General features: G+C 53.7%; 12 protein-coding genes. 8 read left to right on the top strand and 4 right to left on the bottom strand.

Annotated features, from left to right (window positions below; all coding sequences use genetic code 11):
• The first annotated feature begins 198 nt into the window (after positions 1–198).
• A complete protein-coding gene (locus tag R8G34_12205; GenBank protein MDW3223625.1) occupies positions 199–2,271 on the top strand; it encodes an AAA family ATPase in 2,073 nt (690 codons plus the stop codon).
• A 697-nt stretch (positions 2,272–2,968) separates the two neighbouring features.
• Here R8G34_12205 and R8G34_12200 read toward each other — a convergent pair.
• Positions 2,969–3,130, bottom strand: coding sequence for a hypothetical protein (locus tag R8G34_12200; protein ID MDW3223624.1), 162 nt, complete (start codon positions 3,128–3,130; stop codon positions 2,969–2,971).
• A gap of 732 nt (positions 3,131–3,862) precedes the next feature.
• Here R8G34_12200 and R8G34_12195 point away from each other — a divergent pair.
• Positions 3,863–4,189: a c-type cytochrome gene (locus tag R8G34_12195; protein ID MDW3223623.1), complete on the top strand. Its 327-nt coding sequence runs from the start codon at positions 3,863–3,865 to the stop codon at positions 4,187–4,189.
• Positions 4,190–4,207: 18 nt separating this feature from the next.
• Positions 4,208–5,530 (top strand): PQQ-dependent sugar dehydrogenase, encoded by a 1,323-nt coding sequence (locus R8G34_12190; protein MDW3223622.1) that lies wholly within the window; start codon positions 4,208–4,210, stop codon positions 5,528–5,530.
• Between the two features lie 106 nt (positions 5,531–5,636).
• On the opposite strand, the gene R8G34_12185 is transcribed toward R8G34_12190, so the two are convergent.
• The 3 genes from R8G34_12185 to R8G34_12175 form a co-directional block, all read right to left on the bottom strand.
• A complete protein-coding gene (locus R8G34_12185; protein ID MDW3223621.1) occupies positions 5,637–6,044 on the bottom strand; it encodes a hypothetical protein in 408 nt (135 codons plus the stop codon).
• Between the two features lie 414 nt (positions 6,045–6,458).
• Positions 6,459–6,752, bottom strand: coding sequence for a DDE-type integrase/transposase/recombinase (locus R8G34_12180; protein ID MDW3223620.1), 294 nt, complete (start codon positions 6,750–6,752; stop codon positions 6,459–6,461).
• Positions 6,753–7,368: 616 nt separating this feature from the next.
• Positions 7,369–10,467, bottom strand: coding sequence for a calcium-binding protein (locus tag R8G34_12175; protein MDW3223619.1), 3,099 nt, complete (start codon positions 10,465–10,467; stop codon positions 7,369–7,371).
• Positions 10,468–11,769: 1,302 nt separating this feature from the next.
• Between R8G34_12175 and R8G34_12170 the strand changes: the two genes are divergently transcribed.
• From R8G34_12170 to R8G34_12150, 5 genes are all read left to right on the top strand, one after another.
• Positions 11,770–13,308 carry an alpha/beta fold hydrolase gene (locus R8G34_12170; protein ID MDW3223618.1) on the top strand — a complete coding sequence of 513 codons (1,539 nt, stop codon included), beginning with the start codon at positions 11,770–11,772 and terminating at the stop codon, positions 13,306–13,308.
• Between the two features lie 1,394 nt (positions 13,309–14,702).
• On the top strand, positions 14,703–15,005 hold the full coding sequence (locus R8G34_12165; protein ID MDW3223617.1) for a hypothetical protein: 303 nt from the start codon (positions 14,703–14,705) through the stop codon (positions 15,003–15,005).
• Positions 15,006–16,099: 1,094 nt separating this feature from the next.
• Positions 16,100–16,963, top strand: a complete 864-nt coding sequence (locus R8G34_12160; protein MDW3223616.1) for an EamA family transporter — start codon at positions 16,100–16,102, stop codon at positions 16,961–16,963.
• Between the two features lie 8 nt (positions 16,964–16,971).
• Positions 16,972–17,466, top strand: a complete 495-nt coding sequence (locus tag R8G34_12155; GenBank protein MDW3223615.1) for a GNAT family N-acetyltransferase — start codon at positions 16,972–16,974, stop codon at positions 17,464–17,466.
• A 62-nt stretch (positions 17,467–17,528) separates the two neighbouring features.
• Entirely contained in the window at positions 17,529–17,819 is a 291-nt protein-coding gene (locus R8G34_12150; protein ID MDW3223614.1) for a cupin domain-containing protein, read from the top strand.
• Positions 17,820–18,051 lie beyond the last annotated feature (232 nt).

Here is an 18,051-nt window from a genome sequence, read left to right as displayed (position 1 = left end):
CTGCCGATATCCTGTGCGCTTGTATGTCTTTGCTGGTATCAGTGTCCGGCAAACGCTCTGTTGCGCGATTAACCCTTTCATGCACTCATGAACAGCCCTATTACAAGGCATGCCAGAGAGGGTTTGTCCGTGAGCGTGGTGCTCCCCGGCAGGGACGAACGATTTTGTTGGCAACACATCGCAGAATGAGCAGGCCACATGAACTACACGCCCCGAGATACTTTTGCCGCCGAACCGAACCAAGACGACTCGCCGGTCGGGATCGTTGCGCTTTGGCAACTGCTATGGCGCAACAAGAAGCGCATTCTCGTGCCAACCTTTGCGTTGGCATTCCTGACAGCGCTTTTGGTATTCCGCTCGGATGATATCTATACGGCTGAGGCGCAAATGCTCCTGACCCGCGGCAATCTTGAGATCGTCGAGTTTGACAGCGCGGGCGGCACTGAAGTCAGTCAGGGTGCGATCACCAATGCGCTGACCATTCTTGGATCCCGCAGTCTCGCTTTGCAGGTAATTGACCGGGTGGACCTGACCTCTGACCCGGAGATCAATCCGAATCTTTCCTTGCCTGAGGGGACCGATCCGGCAGAATTTTACCCCGACAATGTCGTCCGGCAGCTCGCCCTTGACTGGCTGGCGGCCATCACGCGGGTCAGTATTCTGCCGGGCAGCAATGCAATTGTGATACGAGCAACCACGACCGGGCCAGGTAAATCTGCAGCTATCGCAAATGCTTATGTGGACTCATACCTTGAATACCAAGTCAGGCGCGGTCAGGAGGAAACCGAGCGGGCGGCAGATGCTCTGGAAACCAGAGTAAATGAGTTGCGGCTGCAACTTGAAGTCGATCAGCAACGCTTGCAGAATTTTCGCGGCGGCGCGCAGAGCAGTGTGGTGGAATCCGCTGATGCTTTGATGGGAGAGGCGGTAGATATCCGATCTCGACTGGCAGCGACGGAAAACGCACTTGTCGTAGTCGAGGCCGCGATTGGTGAACTGGGCGCCGTTGGGGATGGCGGCATTGCACTGCTGCGAGAAGAGATAAACCGAAATGAAACGCTCTTGCGCATACAGCAATCGACACTGGGCCGTCCTGTAAACGCGGCTGCGCTGGAGCAGGATGTACAGGCGATAGAAGCTGCATTGCAGGTTGAGCGGGCGCGATTGGTCCGGCTTCGCGATGCGCTTGAAGATGGCAGAACGGCCATCGAAGCGCGCATCGCTGAGGTCAACGCCTTCACCGTTGGATTGCGACAGTTGGAAGTTGAGGTCGGAACCACATCGCAGGTTTACGAGTCCTCGCTTGGCCGCCTGAAAGAACTGTCCATTCAAACCGGTCTGCGGGATGCCGGCGCGCAGATCCTTGCACGGGCAGAAGCCCCCTTGCGCACCGATGCGCAGGGCCGCCGTCGGATGGTCGCCATTGCGGGCGTACTCGGATTGTTTTTTGGCATTGCCTACGTCTTGCTGCGCGAAGCTGCCAATGATCGCGTTCGAAAAGTATCCGAATTGATCGAGATCACCGGATCAGAGTGCGTCGTACAGCTGCCACCAGCCCACAATGGTTTGCTAAACCAGAACAAATTTTTGAATTTTGGCTCTTCCAAACGCAAGATGGCCCCTTTCAAAGAGGGTGTCCGCTCTTTGCGGCACCAGCTGATGTCCAGTTCTCAGGCTGGACAGGGATCGTTGGTCGCGGGCATTTTTTCATCCCTGCCAACCGAAGGCAAATCTACTGTGACTCGCGGGCTTGCCCAAAGCTTCACAATGATTGACCGGCGTGTGATCGTTGTGGACGGGGACATGCGCGCCGGAACTCTGTCAAAAAACCTTGGTATCAAGGCGGGCCAGCCGGGTTTGCAGGAAGTGATCGTTGACGACCTTGATCCGACGAACGCAATCGTATCGCTTGAGGAGATGGGTTTTGATTTGCTGCCCAGTGGTCAATCGGATACCAATCCGGCTGATCTGCTGGAATCTGATCGGTTTGGGCGGCTTATTTCATATTTGCGGGAACGCTATGACGTTGTCCTGTTTGACACGCCACCTGTCTTGGTCCTGCCCGACGCACCTAAAATTGCAATACACCTTAACGCCCATGTCCTGGTGGCAGACTACGATCGCAGCCCGCGTGCAGCCGTAAGGGATACTGTCGCGGCCCTTCAATCCGTTAAAGTGGACCACCTGGTTGTCGCATTTTGCAATGCTCCAAGAGCTTTTGGTCAGCGATATGGATTGTCGGACCACGCATATTCGGAATACTGGAATTGAGGGTCGAACTGCGAACAAATCAGGTTCGCGCATCATAGGACCCCTGTTTCATTAAGCCTGCGATGTCGTGAGATTGGGATATTTGATTAGCAGGAAAATGCTGTGTCCCGTCAAAGTATGTTCTAAGAGCACAGCTTTCCGAAGGCTGTGATGCCGCTGGCCGCACGCGGATACCGAAGATAACCGCGACGTGCGCGATCTTTTGGCCGCCTTTCAGATTTTTGAAACATGCCTTGCCGGTCAGATGGGTGTAAGAGATTCAAGCAGAGATCGGCCAGTGGACCTACAGTCATAATCGCTCATGACGCAGGTTACAGGGGCACTGGCAATGCCCATAGCCGTGCAAAGGGGATTGAAGAAATGAACGTTGGAAACGGGCCCGACGATTGAATCCGACCCGTCGACCGAAAGCATCTCAACAAGAGGATAGAGGTCGATCACGCCGCGCTGAATCAGCCTCCACGACCGAAACGCGATTGTCTGAAGCTCATAGCGTGCAAGAACACACTGCAAACCATCAAGGCCCACAGAGCAAACAAAATTCGCCACGTCGCACGTAACAAACCGAGCGTGCTGAACGAGATCGATTTTGGTGCAAATCTGCACAAGCCAGCAGCATAAGCAAAGCAACTGATGCCAACTGTTTCAACTGGCCACACAACTCCAACGGAGCCTGCGTTACAGAATTTTCGGTGCCCTAATCCCCGATCTCGACAACGTCATTCACAGCCTTGCCCAAAAGGCCGATCCTCCGGCTGCACATCCGACCGATGCTTCTGATCGACGCCGCTATCGTCGAGCGGGCTGGTCCAGAAATGTCTTTGGCGCACACCTTCAGACACAACAGAAACCGGCTCATCGAAGCAAGGGACCAAGTGATTACCCGGCTTGCGAGCCCGATATAACTAATCTGAAAATGGCAATGATTGAATTCTCAAATCAGGTGCTGCATCGGAAATGAACTGACTTCGTCTTAAAGCTGAATGCCGATTGACACCAAGATCACCACGCCGGTGTCCGCCCCAGCAAAGAGCCCGTTTTTCCGCACATGGATCTCGCTTGCTTTGCCGCGTCGGCGTACTGAAGTTGGGCTCGGCGATTTCAGCCCGCAGGTTCTTCCAGTTGGTGTGTAGCGAGACAGCCCAGCCTGCCGTGAAATCTCGCGAACAGGCGTCTTATCCCTCTGTAACCATCTTCGAAAACTCTCAAAAAGCCCATCCTTGGCAATCCAATTGCCCCGACACTTCCGGTTTGGTGCAAGGTCGCATGTGGGCCTTTTTCAGGAACAATTCCGACCTCTGCCGGGTCAGTTTTACGTGACATTCAACACCCACCCTCGCCATTTTTGGTGTCTACATTGGGGGACGGTCAGAGTTAAATAACTGGCTTTGTTTGCTGGCCGGACCTCGGGCTGACTTCAATTTCTGTTGCCCACTGAGGCCCAATAAAGACAGAGTTGTGCCCAATTTATTGAAAGATTTGAGAGGCATAGGCGGCGTCGTTTGCTTGATCCCTCAACACCCACTTTTGTGTCGATGGAAATTGTACAACGGTTCCTGTAGCGTGATTGCATTGAATTGAGGAGAGCGCTTTGTATAGATTTTCCAAGGTCATAGTTCTTTTTCTGGTTTTGACTTTTCCTGATTACGGATTCGGCGCCGACAAGGAATTAGGCGAAATCCGATACAAAGAATCTTGCGTTTCTTGCCATGGGCAAGCCGGAAAAGGCGCTGCCAGTTATCCAAAGATTTCTGGCAATGAAGTTTCATTTACGATGGAAAAACTGAGAGCTTACAGAGAAGGCATAAAGCAAGGCCCGAACTCAGCTCTGATGATCATGATGGCCAAGCCATTGACCGATGAGGAAATCGAAAATCTAGCCGCGTATTTGGAGGACGCAACATACGAAGTTCAATAACTAAATTGGGAGTAAGACATGAAAACAATAACAAGTAGGATCTTTTCGAGAGTCATGGCCGGTGCCTTGATCCTTGGACTGCCGTTGGCTGCTCAAGCCGATGGTCACCAAGGTATGGACGTGCCCATGATCTCATCATCCGTTGTGCTCTCAGGGCTCGAAAACCCTTGGGACATGGCATTTTTGCCAGATGGCACAATGTTCTTCACCGAAAAATGCAAAGGCCTTTCGGTAAGAACTCCTGATGGAACCGTACATGCATTGTATGGAATGAAGGACAGCACGGGCTACAGCGATAGCGGCGATGACCTTTTCTGCGAGGGACAAGCCGGTATGCTTGGCGTGGTCGCAGATCGGCAATTCGCGCAAAACCGGACCATTGCCGTCTATTCGTCGTCAACCAAGTATCACGGCGATGGCTGCAAGACCAATTTTGAGAAATGCGACGGTAACATCGTCATGACGTTTAAGGTCAGCGACGATCTCATGAGTCTCACGGATCGGTCTGATATCGTGACGGACATTCAGTATAAGCCATTTGAATCCGATCAGCCGTTTGGTGGACCTGGCGCGCATAACGGTGGGCGTATCCGCGTCGGGCCTGGCGGTTATCTCTGGGTCGCCGGAGGGGATCGTCACCGTGGGATCTGTCCCCAGGATGGAAACCTTCTGTGTGGTAAAGTGCTGCGGATCGATATGGACGGGAACGCACACCCGGACAACAATCCGCCCGAGGGCTTTGACAAGCGCATTTACACCTACGGACACAGAAATGTCCAAGGCATCGATTTCCGCCCCAGCGACGGTAAGGCATTCACAGCTGAACATGGTCCTTGGCACAACGATGAAATCACCGCTCTTGTAAATGGTGGCAATGCCGGATGGGACCCCGCGGAAAAAATTGCCGGTCGAGGCGAATGCCCGGATCAGTACTGCGGTTATGAGCCAAATCAGATGGACGGTGTGGATCCGGCGATACGTGCTGCATACACTCCAATGAGCGACACACGCTTTGACGATTTGATGCCGGCAAGTTGGAACAACAATGGCTTCTCGCAAGGAACTGGCTCTGCCGCATTCCTCAAGGGCAGCAATTGGGGCATCTACGAAGGCCGTTTGGCGGTCGGCATCATGGGTATCGGTTTTGGTGGAACGCCAGCCGGCTCACGGATCGACTTGATCAGCCTCACTCCTGATGGTTTGGGTATCAATGGTATCACGCGCATGCCTCTCGAATTTTCGAAGCGATTCCGTGGCTTGGTCATGGGGCCGGATAACGCGCTATACGTTACAACAGATGCCGGTGAGATTTACCAAGTTTCAGCGGAAAGCATGAGGTAAGTCTGAAAGCCAGAGGTTAACCTCTCGAACGACGTGCCCGCGGTACCAAGGTAACGCGGGCATTTTTTGTTCGGACTGTTAAAACTCCCGGCGACCAATCAGTCTATCAATCGCACAGTATTCTGCTCAGGCGTTCCGTCGTAGATCCACCCGCGATAGGGTTCTTCGGTTTTTCTGTCGTATCCGTCTTCATGGCGGCTTTTTGCCAGTCTTTGTCTGTGAAAAAAGTACTCTGCAATACTTTCTCCGTCCACTCGGAACAGTCGATTTCCAACAGGCTAAGAAAACTGGATGCGCCCATGACGGACGTTTTGTACCGGACGCCATTCCAAACGTGACGTAACGTGTTGGTCCTTTCCACGCGTGACGGATCGAAAAAATAGACGTCACCGTTCGCTTCTTGGGCGTACATGACCCATTCGCTCTCTCCAGCACCAGTAGCCGAAGTGTCGCTCGTTGCGACGGACGATGCCGCACAGACAATCAAGAATGCTGCCAACCAGGTTCTGTTCATACGGATTAGTCTTGGACATTTTTTTTGGTCTGGCCAGCAAAAACTCTGGGCTTGCGCGCGACGCCAAACAGCACATCTCCGGCGATTCAGATGCCACTGGCGCTAAAGTGGTCAGCACCATGTGCCTCGCCAGATCTGACTGATCCAGGACGATTGTTAATTCATGATCCACCTTGTTTTCAACGGAAGCTCTGTATCGTAGACACCATGGGCTTCGACGCCTGTATCGACCATGGGACCGATGAAACTCTCGCTTAATTGGGCGCAGCATGCCCGTCATCTGACCGTTGCCTGGTGCAGCGCCTCTAACCACCACCGCCCGAATTCCAGTCGCGCTGGCCTGACACCAGCAGAATGTGTCAACCGGTCAAAAGAGGACCAAAACCTGAACCGAGCTAACATGAATTAGCGAACTCAATGGCGAGCAGGCCAATCTGATAGTCTCCATGCCTTACAATGTCGCTTTTGCAGCCCTGAACGATCTGAAGCTTTGCCGATATCACGAAAGGCGGTGCAGAACGAAATCGGTCCATGTAGTCGCGCGAGTTTAATGTCCTTGTTCAGAAAGGCGTTGGTAGCCTTTGTATCACGCCTCACAGTCAGTCTAAAATCGACCAACTGGCCTTTTGCATAGATGGCTCGCTCTAGGTGTCGCCACTCTCCGCCAACGCTGATACTGGTTTCGTCCCCCGCCCGACAGGCGATCACGCATTGATCTGCCGAAAAGGAACGTGCCAATTTTAACTTGTACGGCGGAGATACCGTTCCGTTCGCCTTGCCGGTTCCTGGCCAAATTTCTGAACGCAGCGGAGCACTGTTGAGCGATTAACGTCGACGCCACGATCGTCCATGAGGTCGACCACATCTTTATTGGAAAGCCGATACCGCAGATACATGCGCACAACGCACAAGGTGATTAATGACGGAAAACGGTGACGTTCAAACGGCTGTTGTCTATAAGCCTTTGCCCCCGCTCTGCTCAAAATGAGCTTCTCACGAGTTTATGCAACAGTCTCATCCCTGCCAATCCGGACTGCTCGCTCCAACAGTCCGCTGGGGAACACGGTACGGCAGCGCGATATCACTGAAGTCACGAGCCGGCGCAACGCGCTTGATCCCCCGCTGTCCGGTATAGTGCGCGTGGGTCGTCCATCTTTCATCGGCCATAGGTATGCAAAATTGGCGCAGGTCGCTCATTTCATCAAGGCCCTCGAACATGACCAGCGGCTGGTACTACATCATGAAAACCGTTTCATGCCCGAGGTCCGCAAGGTGACCCATTGGAGTTGCAAGGTCCTGAAAAACACCTGTGGTCCCCAAGCCGCTAAAGGATAAAGTCACCAGCAATGTAGTCGACCGCAGATATTGAACCGCCATCATTGATCCGCACAACAAACTCGATCTGATCGTCATCATCGGTATTGCCGAACAACCGGGTCTGATTGCCGAAGTCTTTGAGCCACAGGCCACCGGCGCCAAAGTTCAATCCGATGTCATTGGTAACCGCCCCCAGGAAGGTGAAAGCCTGACCCCCGCTTTGTGTCGTATCCGCGTCGATGTTTCCCAGATCGATGATATCACCGCCCTCCAGCCCTGCGCGTTCGACCCCCATGATCACATCAGATGCAAGTCGCGTCGACTCCTCGGTATCAAAGAAAAGGAAGGTGTCATCGCCCTGGCGCCCGCTCATCGTATCCGCGCCAAGCCCACCAACCAGAAAATCATGACCATTATCCCCCGCGAGGATGTCATTTCCATCCCCCCCCTCAAGGAAGTCGTTCCCCGTTCCCCCTTGCAGGATATCCTCGCCATCACCACCGCGGAAGCTGTCATCCCCGTCTTCACCGACCAGCGTGTCGTCGCCATCGCCGGCATAAAGGATATCGTCCCCTGTACCGCCAAACATCAGATCATCGCCTTCATTACCCGTCAGAAAGTCGCTCCCCTCGCCACCGCGCAGGATGTCGTTGCCCACTCCGCCATTCAGCGTGTCAGAGCCGCTCATGCCCACAAGAGTATCGTCACCTTCGCGGCCATTCAGCAGATCGTCACCCGATCCCCCGTAAATGAAATCATCGCCCAAACCGCCCCCGATGAAATCATCCTCGCTGCCGCCGAAAACGATGTCGTTCCCATCACCCGCATCGACTTGATCGTAGCCCGAACCGGCGCGCAGAATGTCATCTCCGTCGCCCCCGAACAGCCTGTCAGCATCTGCGCCGCCTTCCAGAATATCGTTCCCGTCGCCCCCGTTGAGAACGTCTTCGCCATCACCTGCAGAGATCAGGTCATCTCCCGCGCCACCTTCAAGAGTGTCATCACCCGCCTCTCCAAAGATTTGATCATTGCCGTCCTCCCCGTTCAGCATATCACTGCCATCCCCGCCAAAGATGACATCCGTGCCAGCGCCGGCGTTGACGATATCGTCCCCCGTCAGACTCAGGATGCGATCCTTGCCGGAACCGGTCGTGATTACATTGTCGCCGAACGTGCCGTTCAACGTGTAATCGCCGTTCCCGGTTACGATGTTCTCGAAATTAAGGAAGGTTTTATCGGCAAAACTGCTGCGCCCGGTCGCCAGATTGATGCTAAAGCTGCCGTTCAGGGCCGTAGTGTTAAGCGTATCTGTGCCCGTGCCGCCGTCTAGTACCGCGCTTGGCCCGCGGCCAACAAAAATTGTATCATCCCCGCCCTGGCCGAACATGGATCCCTCTCCTGAAGAGAAAATCACATCATCGCCTGCCCCGGCAGAGATCCTGTTGGCACCGCTGGTCCAGGTCGCATCGATCACGTCATCACCGTCCCCGGCAAAAACGGAGTCATCGCCATCCCCGGTGAAGATCGTATCGTTCCCACCGCCAGTGGATATGATGTTATCGCCATCCGTTCCGATGACCGTGTCATCGCCTTCCCCGGTCGTGGCACGCTCGAAATTGACATAGGACTTCACACCAGCGGCGGGTGCCCCGTTATAGCCGACTTCGCCCGTGACCAGATCAATGCTCAGATCGCCCGAGAATGCAGTTGTGTTCAACCGGTCCTGATCCGCGCCCCCGTCCAGCACTTCGACATCCACATCACCTGTCAGATCAGCCGTGTAGATATCGTCATCCCCCGCGCCCCCGAAATAGCGGCCACTGCCCGATGAAAAGATATCGTCATTGCCCCCCTGGCCGAGCACAGTATCTCCTTTGGAGCCTGCCAGAACGGTCGTGCTGCTTGGACCCGTCGTGATGACATTCGAGGTCAGCACATGTGGTCTTTCCACAGCGAAATCACCAGGATCGATTGTCCGGTCCCGCGAGTCCAATATCGTTGAGAAGATTTCTCCGCTTTGCGCTTGCCATGCCAAAAGGATGCGGCCATCCCCTGTGGCGCTGATGTCGATCTCGGTCGGTCGGTTTTCGCCCACCCGTCGGGCGGGCCCGTCTCGCGAACCGTCCGCGTTCAAGCTGCGCACAAAAAGATCACCTTTGCTGTCGTTGTTCCAGGCCACTGTAAAACTGCCGTCAGGCAACCCAGCGACAACAGCATTGTCCAGACGATCAGAGCTGGAGAAAACCGTGCCACTGTCCCGGGGAGTGCCCGCATTGTCGAAGGTGCGGAACAGGATGTCCCCAGCCAGCTCGTAGACCGCGACGAAGCCACCGCCTTCAAGTGCGGCAACACTTGGATCGTTTCCTTCCTGCGCGAGCGCAAACGCAGTGGGGCCAATCGTGGAACCATCCGGGCCTCGGATGGAGAACTCCAGGCTGTTTATGCCTGAGTCATCTTCTTCGTAGACAGTAACGAAATTGCCATCGCTCAGGATACTAATCTCCCCCAGCCGGTCATAATCACTACTGTTCTGCGCGGCGTCGAACTGAGACGAGGGCGCGCCGGTTTCGTCGATCACCTGAGCAAGAATATCGGTATCTGTGCCCGTTCCACGCTCATAGGCCACCAAGAAACCATCAATACCAGCTATGAGATTTGCCGCGATGGTAGGGTTGTCAAAAAACCCGGTTTCGGAGTTTCCATCCGCCAGAGTGGCCGCGCCGCCCAATCCCGGCACGCGGTCACCATCGAAATCGTACCGCTCGAAAACCACTTTGGTACTGTCTGAGTCGGCAATCTCATCATCGATCAGTATCATCGCAAAGCCGTCGTGCGTGGCGGCAAGGTCGAAGCTGCGCTCATCATCTGAATTTGCGAATGAATTCAGCTGAAAGGGGCCCTCGAGAAGGTTTCCCTCAGCATCGTATATCTTGGCCAGTACATCACTGCCGGTGCTTGTACCGATGACATCAGACCCGTTTTCCAACCAGGCTACGACGAAGCCACCATTCGCAAGGCCGAGTATCTTCGGAGTTGTCTGAAAACCCGCCTGCGTCGAGCCCGCATCCACGAGAAAATCGTCAAGCCAATCGATTGGGATCGCCATTTCTAAATACCTCTATTGATAAAGTGTTAACCCGACCCTGAGTGTTTTTCCGATTCGGTCAACAGCCCCGGCACGCCATTCGCCCATCCAAGACGGGAACGAGCAGATTACCGATAATGTGGTCGAAAAATAGGACCTGGAGTTCCATATCGAGACGGACTTCGCATGACTGAACGGCTGCCTGTCGCCCTGTAACCTATTCCTTGTGACCTGCTGCCATCCACGATCAAACCCCATGCGGACGACTAAAAGCTCTGCTGAATTAGCGTGGGATTGCTGCGACAGTTTCGTCAATTGAATTAGGGGGTGGCCATGCCGCGCTGCGATCTATTCAAACAGCACTGTCTTCCCAATGATATGATCTTGTTAGTAGTGCCGTTACCCGCATTCATGTCGCGATTTGAGTGATTTCGGCTGAGTGTGAGATCCGGTTGGATGCTGCGACAAACTATCTGTGGGTTCAAAAGTTTGGCCCCGAAATCCGCAAACCGGCTGATGATGTTATTTCAGGCGCGCAGTAGAGCGCTGTGGTCGCTTTATCGATTTCCGCCAAACCATTGCCGCAATCAATGCGCAGTATTGATAAGAGAAGCGCGTAGAAACGCCAGCGCGGCAAGGGTTTTTATGCGCCGAGCGAGACGGTCCGTCGCTATCAGCCCATCACGATTGTCACAGATAAAGCCCATAGATGGGTTGAAGTAATCGAAGAGGTGAATTTCGGGAATGGGCCGGAGGATTGGACCCAAAACGTTGATCGCAAGTATCTTAGCAATAGGGTTGAGGCAGATCACGCCGCCCTGATTCAGTTTCCACGGCCGACAAGAAGCGTCCGAAAACTTACCGCTGCCAAGAAAGTACTAAAGGGGATTGAGACAGCCCGATCTATCAAGAAAGGTCAACTCGCCAACATCGAAACAGGCGACCGAATCCAGATCGCCTTTCCTGCTGATCTTTCAAATCAGCAGCTTAGGATAGAAACCTCCTTCAACTTCTGTCCCCGTTGATGGCGAATGCGGCAGTGCCAACGAAACCAACCAACGCGTCAAACCCAATCCTTGCTGTGGAAGGCTGTTCCTTGGAGCGGCATGCTACAACAGACAGCAACTGGCCAAGAGTTTGTGGCACTACCCGTTTTAGGCGAAAATCTGCCCAAATACACACCTCTTGGTAAAGTCTCCTGTTTTCTCATATGCTAATATTGCGAAGGGCCTCATCTGCGACCATCTACTGATGATCGTCTTCCGGGTTAAATTTTTCTCGCAGGTGCGCCATTTGTCATTGAGATCACCAGAGTTAGTGGACATGTCCTCAAGTCTTGAAATTTCATTTTTTGGCGACTTACGGGTGACACGAAATGGTAAAGATGTTTCACTCCCGGCTTCGCGTAAAACCCGTGCCTTGTTGGCTTTCCTGGTTGAAACCGGTCGCCCGCATCGACGAGAGCGCCTGTGTGAGCTGTTCTGGGATCTGCCGGATGATCCAAAAGCTGCTCTGCGGTGGTCACTGAGCAAGCTGCGCAAAGTGATCGACGGACCTGATCGCGTTCGAGTTGTTGCGGACCGTGAACGAGTGGCCATCGATGTTGAAGGGTTGGGAATTGACATTCTGGACGTTCAAACACGGCTGCGAGGCGGTGATGAGCACTTGTCGATTGTCGAGTTAGAAGATTTGGCGATGAACCTCGATGGGGTCGTTCTCGAAGGTCTTGACGAGTCGGGCGGCGATGCTTTTCAGTCATGGTTGGCCGAGGTGCGGGACGACGCCTTTGCAATCCGTAAAAAGGTTCTCCAACTACTTGCTATGCGCTCTGGCGACACTCGCAAATGGATGCGGCTGTGGCATAATTTGGCGCCCGAGGATGCAAGGGCTTTTGAAGAATCGCGGGGGAAGCCAGGCTTCGCGGAAGCGCAGAATATCCTCGAAGGACCAGGAAAGCGCGAGATTGACTTGCCGGCAGCGCGGGACCAGCGATTGCCTCGGCAAACGAGCGCGTTGCGCGCGCAACGCATCGGCTTTTGCGATGCCGCGGACGGGACCAAGATTGCCTATGCGTCGATTGGATCAGGACGCCCCATTTTGAAAGCTGCGAATTGGCTCAATCACCTTGAATTTGATTGGACAACGCCGATCTGGGGTGAATGCTTCGCGGAGGTCGCGCGGGATCGAACCCTAATTCGGTACGACGAACGAGGCTGTGGCCTGTCAGATTGGGACGTGGAAAACCTCAGTTTTGAAGCATTCGTGGAAGATCTTGAAGCTGTTGTCGATAAACTGCAACTGCAGCGGTTTCCATTGATTGGCATCTCACAGGGAGCGGCGGTCGCGATAGAATATGCCGTACGCCATCCCGAACGCGTATCGGGGCTCATTCTCGTGGGCAGTTACGCAGCAGGTTGGCGACACCTTGCCAGCCCCGAAGAGCAGGCGCGTCGCGAGGCAGTACGTAACCTGACTGAGGTCGGATGGGGGACAGAAAATCCTGCGTATCGGCATATCTTTTCCAAAACGTTCATGCCCGACGCGGAAAATGATGATCTCTCCTGGTTTGACGAATTCCAGCGCCAGACCACTTCGCCTCAAAATGCCGCGCGTTTTCAAGATGCGTTCGGCGACATCGACGTGCGCGACAGGTTAGGTCTGGTCAAAGTCCCCACGATTGTTCTCCATGCCAAGGGGGACCAGCGGATTCCTCTCGCGCAGGGTCGTGCGGTGGCGTCGGGCATACCGGACGCGCGCTTTGTGCCACTGGAGAGCCGCAATCATGTGCTCGTAGATTATGAACCCGCCTGGCGTGTAGGGATGGATGCGATCCGGGATTTCATGAAAGAGCATGACCTGTGATCATCTCGACCTTTTGCGACGGGTTTCAACGGTAGCGCGGGCACCGATGGCTGGATGGCCACTCGATTGGCAGGAGGGGCGCATCGTCCTTTTTCTCACGCGGTAAGCTGCGTCAAGCCCCGGATTCACGGGAAGCCGAGGTGATACATGGGCGTAGTGTACCCCGTGGCAGCGATGATGATCTGCAATCTACCACGCTGGCCACTGGCCACGTCGTGCTGCCGCACGTATTGGACGGTAACAGCGACACGGGAGGTCGGCTCGAGTCGCGGTTCATGTCGTCCGGTGGCAACACCATTAGACGATTTTTTTGGGAATGACGCGCTCAAGATCTAGGACGGTGCTGTACGGGCTCTGCAACGCGGTAGCTGCATTGTGGCCTGCAACGAGCCTACTAATAACGACAGAGACTTTGCATTCCATGTGTTTGGCTGGTGAAACCGTAGTGGAATCCTTCATCAATGTGGCCACAACGGACCCAATCGAGGATAACAAAGTGAACACGGCGCCGCACTCTTGGGAGACGGCAGCTTCAGTTTCTCTTTATGAAAGAGACACTGGCCCGCTGCAAATTCATGGCCAGCGGTACAACAACAAAGGTGTTGCTGCGGTCTAGCGCGACCTTGGCAAAGGTAAAATCCATATCGTGATGGTAAAAGTTGAGTTGCCCGGCAACGCCACTGTCACAAGTGGTGGAGGAGCAGGCAAATTACAACGACGGCGGATACAAATACAACGCGATTACAACGGTCATGACAACGCTGTGCATAAGACCAATCGCTTATAAGAACTTCAGGGCCGATTCGTCCCTCCGGCACCCAATCCCCAACTGAGGGGTGCCGGACCTGAGAAAAATTTGGGGCGTCGGTTTGTCGCCCGAGCAAGTAGTTAACGAGTATGCAAAGTATTTTTTGAAGAGAATGCCCGGTGCCGGATTTCGTGAATGGCTCCGGGCAAGACCTTTCCCCTCCTTCCAAACGGCTTTGTCATGACACTTGCTGTTGCGAGTGCCGGATCTGAAACATTCTCCGTCGTAACTTAAACGAGCCATAGCAGCGGCTTGGAAATCGGAAATTCTCGCTGATTAGCGCGATTGACTGCGTGGCTTATCTCAGGTGTTGTAAGCGGCGTCGTCAGATTGAATGCTTCTCGATTTTCCCTCTGTTTCGCAGGATTACCTTTTCGTGTTGGCTCGGCGGTACAGTTTTTCTAAGAAACTTGAAAATATTGCATCAGCGAAGAAAGCTGGTTCACTCATTATGATACAAGGCTCAACAAACCACGCGCCGCCGAATCGCGGCACTACTTCCCCTCAAATCTCACATAAGAGGCCATGAAGGCGGACGACATCCTTATTCATTGCAAAAGACAAGGGCGCTATCTTGTGGTTCATTATGGAACCGAAGGGATCCACCAGCGAGCAGCAGCTTTTCTGGCTGTTCGGGCTGCGCCCCGAAGGCGAGGAATTCGTCTCGCGAGAGTTCTCCGACGACGAACCTGAGCTGTATTTTGCGGCTCGCTTCATTCTCGACGAGATTGGCGTTGAGTTTGAGAAACCGGAAGCCGGCAAGTTGGACAGCACAATCGAGAAGTTTGACACCACATTCCCGAATACGGCTGAGTTCTCTGATCTGGACCGCCCAACCCTGCCCGAGGTCCGCGCCGAGGACGACCCGGACGCTGCACATATCAAGTGACTGGACCATGAAGAAGACCCGTTCCGGGGCTTGGAGTGCAAGATTGTGTCGTCTCGTATCGCGGCTGAGTTCATTGACGGCGGCGACACAAATGTTGACGTCTTCATCAGTTTTTCCCGTGTGCGTGGAATCGGCGCAAGTCCTGCATAGGCCAATCACTGGAAAACCAACTAGCTGCTGTTCTAAGGGCGCACGAAATCAGGCAAATCCGAGGTGCTGTGACAGAACACAAGCACAAGCCGGATTACCTGTTTCCCGGTCTGAAGACTTTTCAAGTTGTACGAGCCGAGGGCAATGTTGGGGGCAAAATCCACCTGCAAGGATCGCTGCCGGCAGGTTTTAGCGGAAGCCGAGAAGATCAGCCGAAAGCACTCATTGACTCTGGAACCGGCGATTTCAGAGTCGCAGATTGACCAGATGGTGGCGTCCAGTCTGCAGCTCGTCGTCTCCTCCCAGTTCACAGCACTTACATCGATGCGCAGTGTGGCTGGCTCTGGTCACTCGAGGATTTTATCTGTGAGGTTCGGGCGCGGTAAATTTGAATTTTGAACCATTTTGTCTTCTTGCAAGCTATCTTGATAAGATCAAAAGACAGGACTCCCGAGATGATCAGTGCCTTAGAGTCAACACGGTCAGCAAGGCATGTTCCGAGGCTGTGAGGCAAATTTGAAACTCTGTTCCCTTCCATCAAGTCTGGAGCAACTTGTGCGAATTCAATCGTGTTAAACTCCGTCTTCCTCATAACTCGGAGATTTTGCATCTTGTGAACTTAAACATCCACATCATCGAGAACATTCGCAATGTTCAGGTTGGTCAGCGGATAAAGAAGGTACATTCGCAGGGCGGATAAGAGGGTCATTGTCGGGTAGCGATATCGTTCGAATGACTGTTTTCTATGCATCTTTGCCCTGTGCGCTGCTCAAAATTAGCTTGTCACGCGTCAATGCAATAGTCCCCTCGATCCTGGCCCCTTCCATTCCAGAATGACCAATGATGTATTACCCCCAGCGGTCTTTTTTGCCCGTAGTTGTGATAGGGTTCAGCGGTGTTGTCATCGTTTTGTGGTACCGAAAAGAGAGTGAGGAAGAGACTTGATGGCTGCACATTCAAATGCGCGCGGCATCGCGCTTATGGCGGTCGCTATGCTCGGGGTTCCTGTTGTTGATGGCATCGCAAAGTATCTGAGCTCCAGCCATTCACCTCTGTTCATAGGTTGGGCGCGATACGCAGTCGCATCGGTGTTCGTATTGCCAATGGCGTATTGGTTTCATGGCACACGACTTTTTCCCGACGAACAAAGATTTGCCCATCTTGTTCGTACTGCGTTTCTCGTCTCGGCAATGACACTCTACTTCATGGCGATTGCACGTATTCCTATCGCGCTTGCCGTCACCGCATACTTTGTTGGGCCGATCATTGCGGTTGTTCTTTCTGTCCTCTTCCTTCGCGAAACACTGACAACGCGCAAAGTGTTGAGCCTTGGGATAGGATTTGCGGGTTCTATCGTCGTCCTTCGCCCATCAGGACAGATTGAGGAAGGCGTCATTCTGGCATTTGGCGCAGGCTTGTTCTTTGGATTGTACCTTATCGCTACGCGGCAAGCATCACAGCACAGCGACCCCATCAAAACGCTGGCGTTCCAATGTGTTGCTGGCACTGTTTTGCTAAGCCCGCAGGCGGCCTTTGCATTTCAATTGCCCCAGATCGACGTTGTTTGGCTATTCTTGGGTCTTGGGTTGTTTTCAGCCATCGCGCATATCCTGACCATCTTGGCTTTCCGGCTGTCGGATGCGTCCACGCTGGCACCGTTGGTGTATCTTGAGCTGGTAGGCAGCGCCATCATTGGCTTTCTGATCTTCAGGGAAGTACCCACTCTGATGACGCTCATCGGTGCAGGTTTGATAATCGCTGCTGGCTTGTTGCTTGTTCTTGGACGGCCCAACAAGACCGCAAAATAGAGGTGTGCGTGACTGACTTTACAGCAAGAGACTTTCGGGAGATCAGCGAAGGAAAATTGGAAGTCCTGACGAAGCTTAAGGTCTCAGAGAAACAACAGGACTTGGGCGGGTCATTTGCAGCCTCTGTTGCTGAATGGAAAGATGCGCACCCGGACGACATTCTAGGTGTATGCTTTTTTCAGGCTGAGCGGCCGGTTGGGCTGGTTTTGTTGAAACGGCCACCGCTATCGCCACCTTGGGTGCCTCTCCCTGCAATATCGTTGCATGGTCTCAAAATCGCACAAACCGATCAGGGCAAAGGCCTTGGAAAGCGCGCGTTTGGCCTCTCCGTCGCATTTGCAAAAAACAACTGGCCTGAAGCCACAACCCTGACACTTGCCGTCGATGCAGGAAATGACCCCGCACTTGCAGTTTATCGAGGCTTTGGCATGTCAGATAGCGGACCAGTCTTTCAAGGGCGCATAGGTTTGGAACATCGCCTTGAACTGAAATTGCGGTCATGATCACGCAAATAGCGTCACACCCAACTATGTTCATTCGAATAGGATAATAAAGGAGCGGGAAAATGCACAGACCACAGGCCACAGCGACAGTCCTTGTAGACGACGAGCGCGTAAGGGTAACACGGTTCGAATTCGCCTCTGATGCTGAAACAGGCTGGCATGTGCATGGCCATGACTACGTCGTGACGGCGGTCACAGATTGCGCTTTCCTCCTCGAAGAACCTGGCGGTTCTGCTCGCGAGGTCGATGTAGCGGCTGGCGACGCGTATCGCCGATCCAAGGGCGTGAAGCACAACGTCGTCAATCGTGGAACCGAGCCAATGACGTTTGTTGAAACCGAACTCAAAGACTAGGTTTTGTTCTACGTCTCCCTTTTCAAAGGAACGGACTGTGCCCTGCACATTGATCTTTCATTGGCTCAAATGGCCGTGCCTTGACTGATCCGTGTTCGTTGCAAATCCACTCAAGCCAGCAGCGTGAGCAAAGCAACAGATGCCTACTGTTTCGCCCGGCCACACTACTCCAACAGAGCCGTTGAAAGTGTTGTCAAAGACCGGCTTCTGGTCGTTTTGCTAAATTGCAGGT

The organism is Paracoccaceae bacterium (assembly GCA_033344815.1).
Lineage (GTDB): Bacteria > Pseudomonadota > Alphaproteobacteria > Rhodobacterales > Rhodobacteraceae > Roseobacter.
This window is presented reverse-complemented; position numbering and strand designations above follow the sequence as displayed.

Bases quoted from the DNA above. Each gene is read 5' to 3' on its own strand.
- R8G34_12170 (MDW3223618.1), top strand. From the start codon at position 11,770: ATGTCCTCAAGTCTTGAAATTTCATTTTTTGGCGACTTACGGGTGACA.
- R8G34_12185 (MDW3223621.1), bottom strand. From the start codon at position 6,044: ATGAACAGAACCTGGTTGGCAGCATTCTTGATTGTCTGTGCGGCATCG.
- R8G34_12160 (MDW3223616.1), top strand. From the start codon at position 16,100: ATGGCTGCACATTCAAATGCGCGCGGCATCGCGCTTATGGCGGTCGCT.
- R8G34_12175 (MDW3223619.1), bottom strand. From the start codon at position 10,467: ATGGCGATCCCAATCGATTGGCTTGACGATTTTCTCGTGGATGCGGGC.
- R8G34_12205 (MDW3223625.1), top strand. From the start codon at position 199: ATGAACTACACGCCCCGAGATACTTTTGCCGCCGAACCGAACCAAGAC.
- R8G34_12200 (MDW3223624.1), bottom strand. From the start codon at position 3,130: ATGAGCCGGTTTCTGTTGTGTCTGAAGGTGTGCGCCAAAGACATTTCT.
- R8G34_12165 (MDW3223617.1), top strand. From the start codon at position 14,703: ATGGAACCGAAGGGATCCACCAGCGAGCAGCAGCTTTTCTGGCTGTTC.
- R8G34_12190 (MDW3223622.1), top strand. From the start codon at position 4,208: ATGAAAACAATAACAAGTAGGATCTTTTCGAGAGTCATGGCCGGTGCC.
- R8G34_12150 (MDW3223614.1), top strand. From the start codon at position 17,529: ATGCACAGACCACAGGCCACAGCGACAGTCCTTGTAGACGACGAGCGC.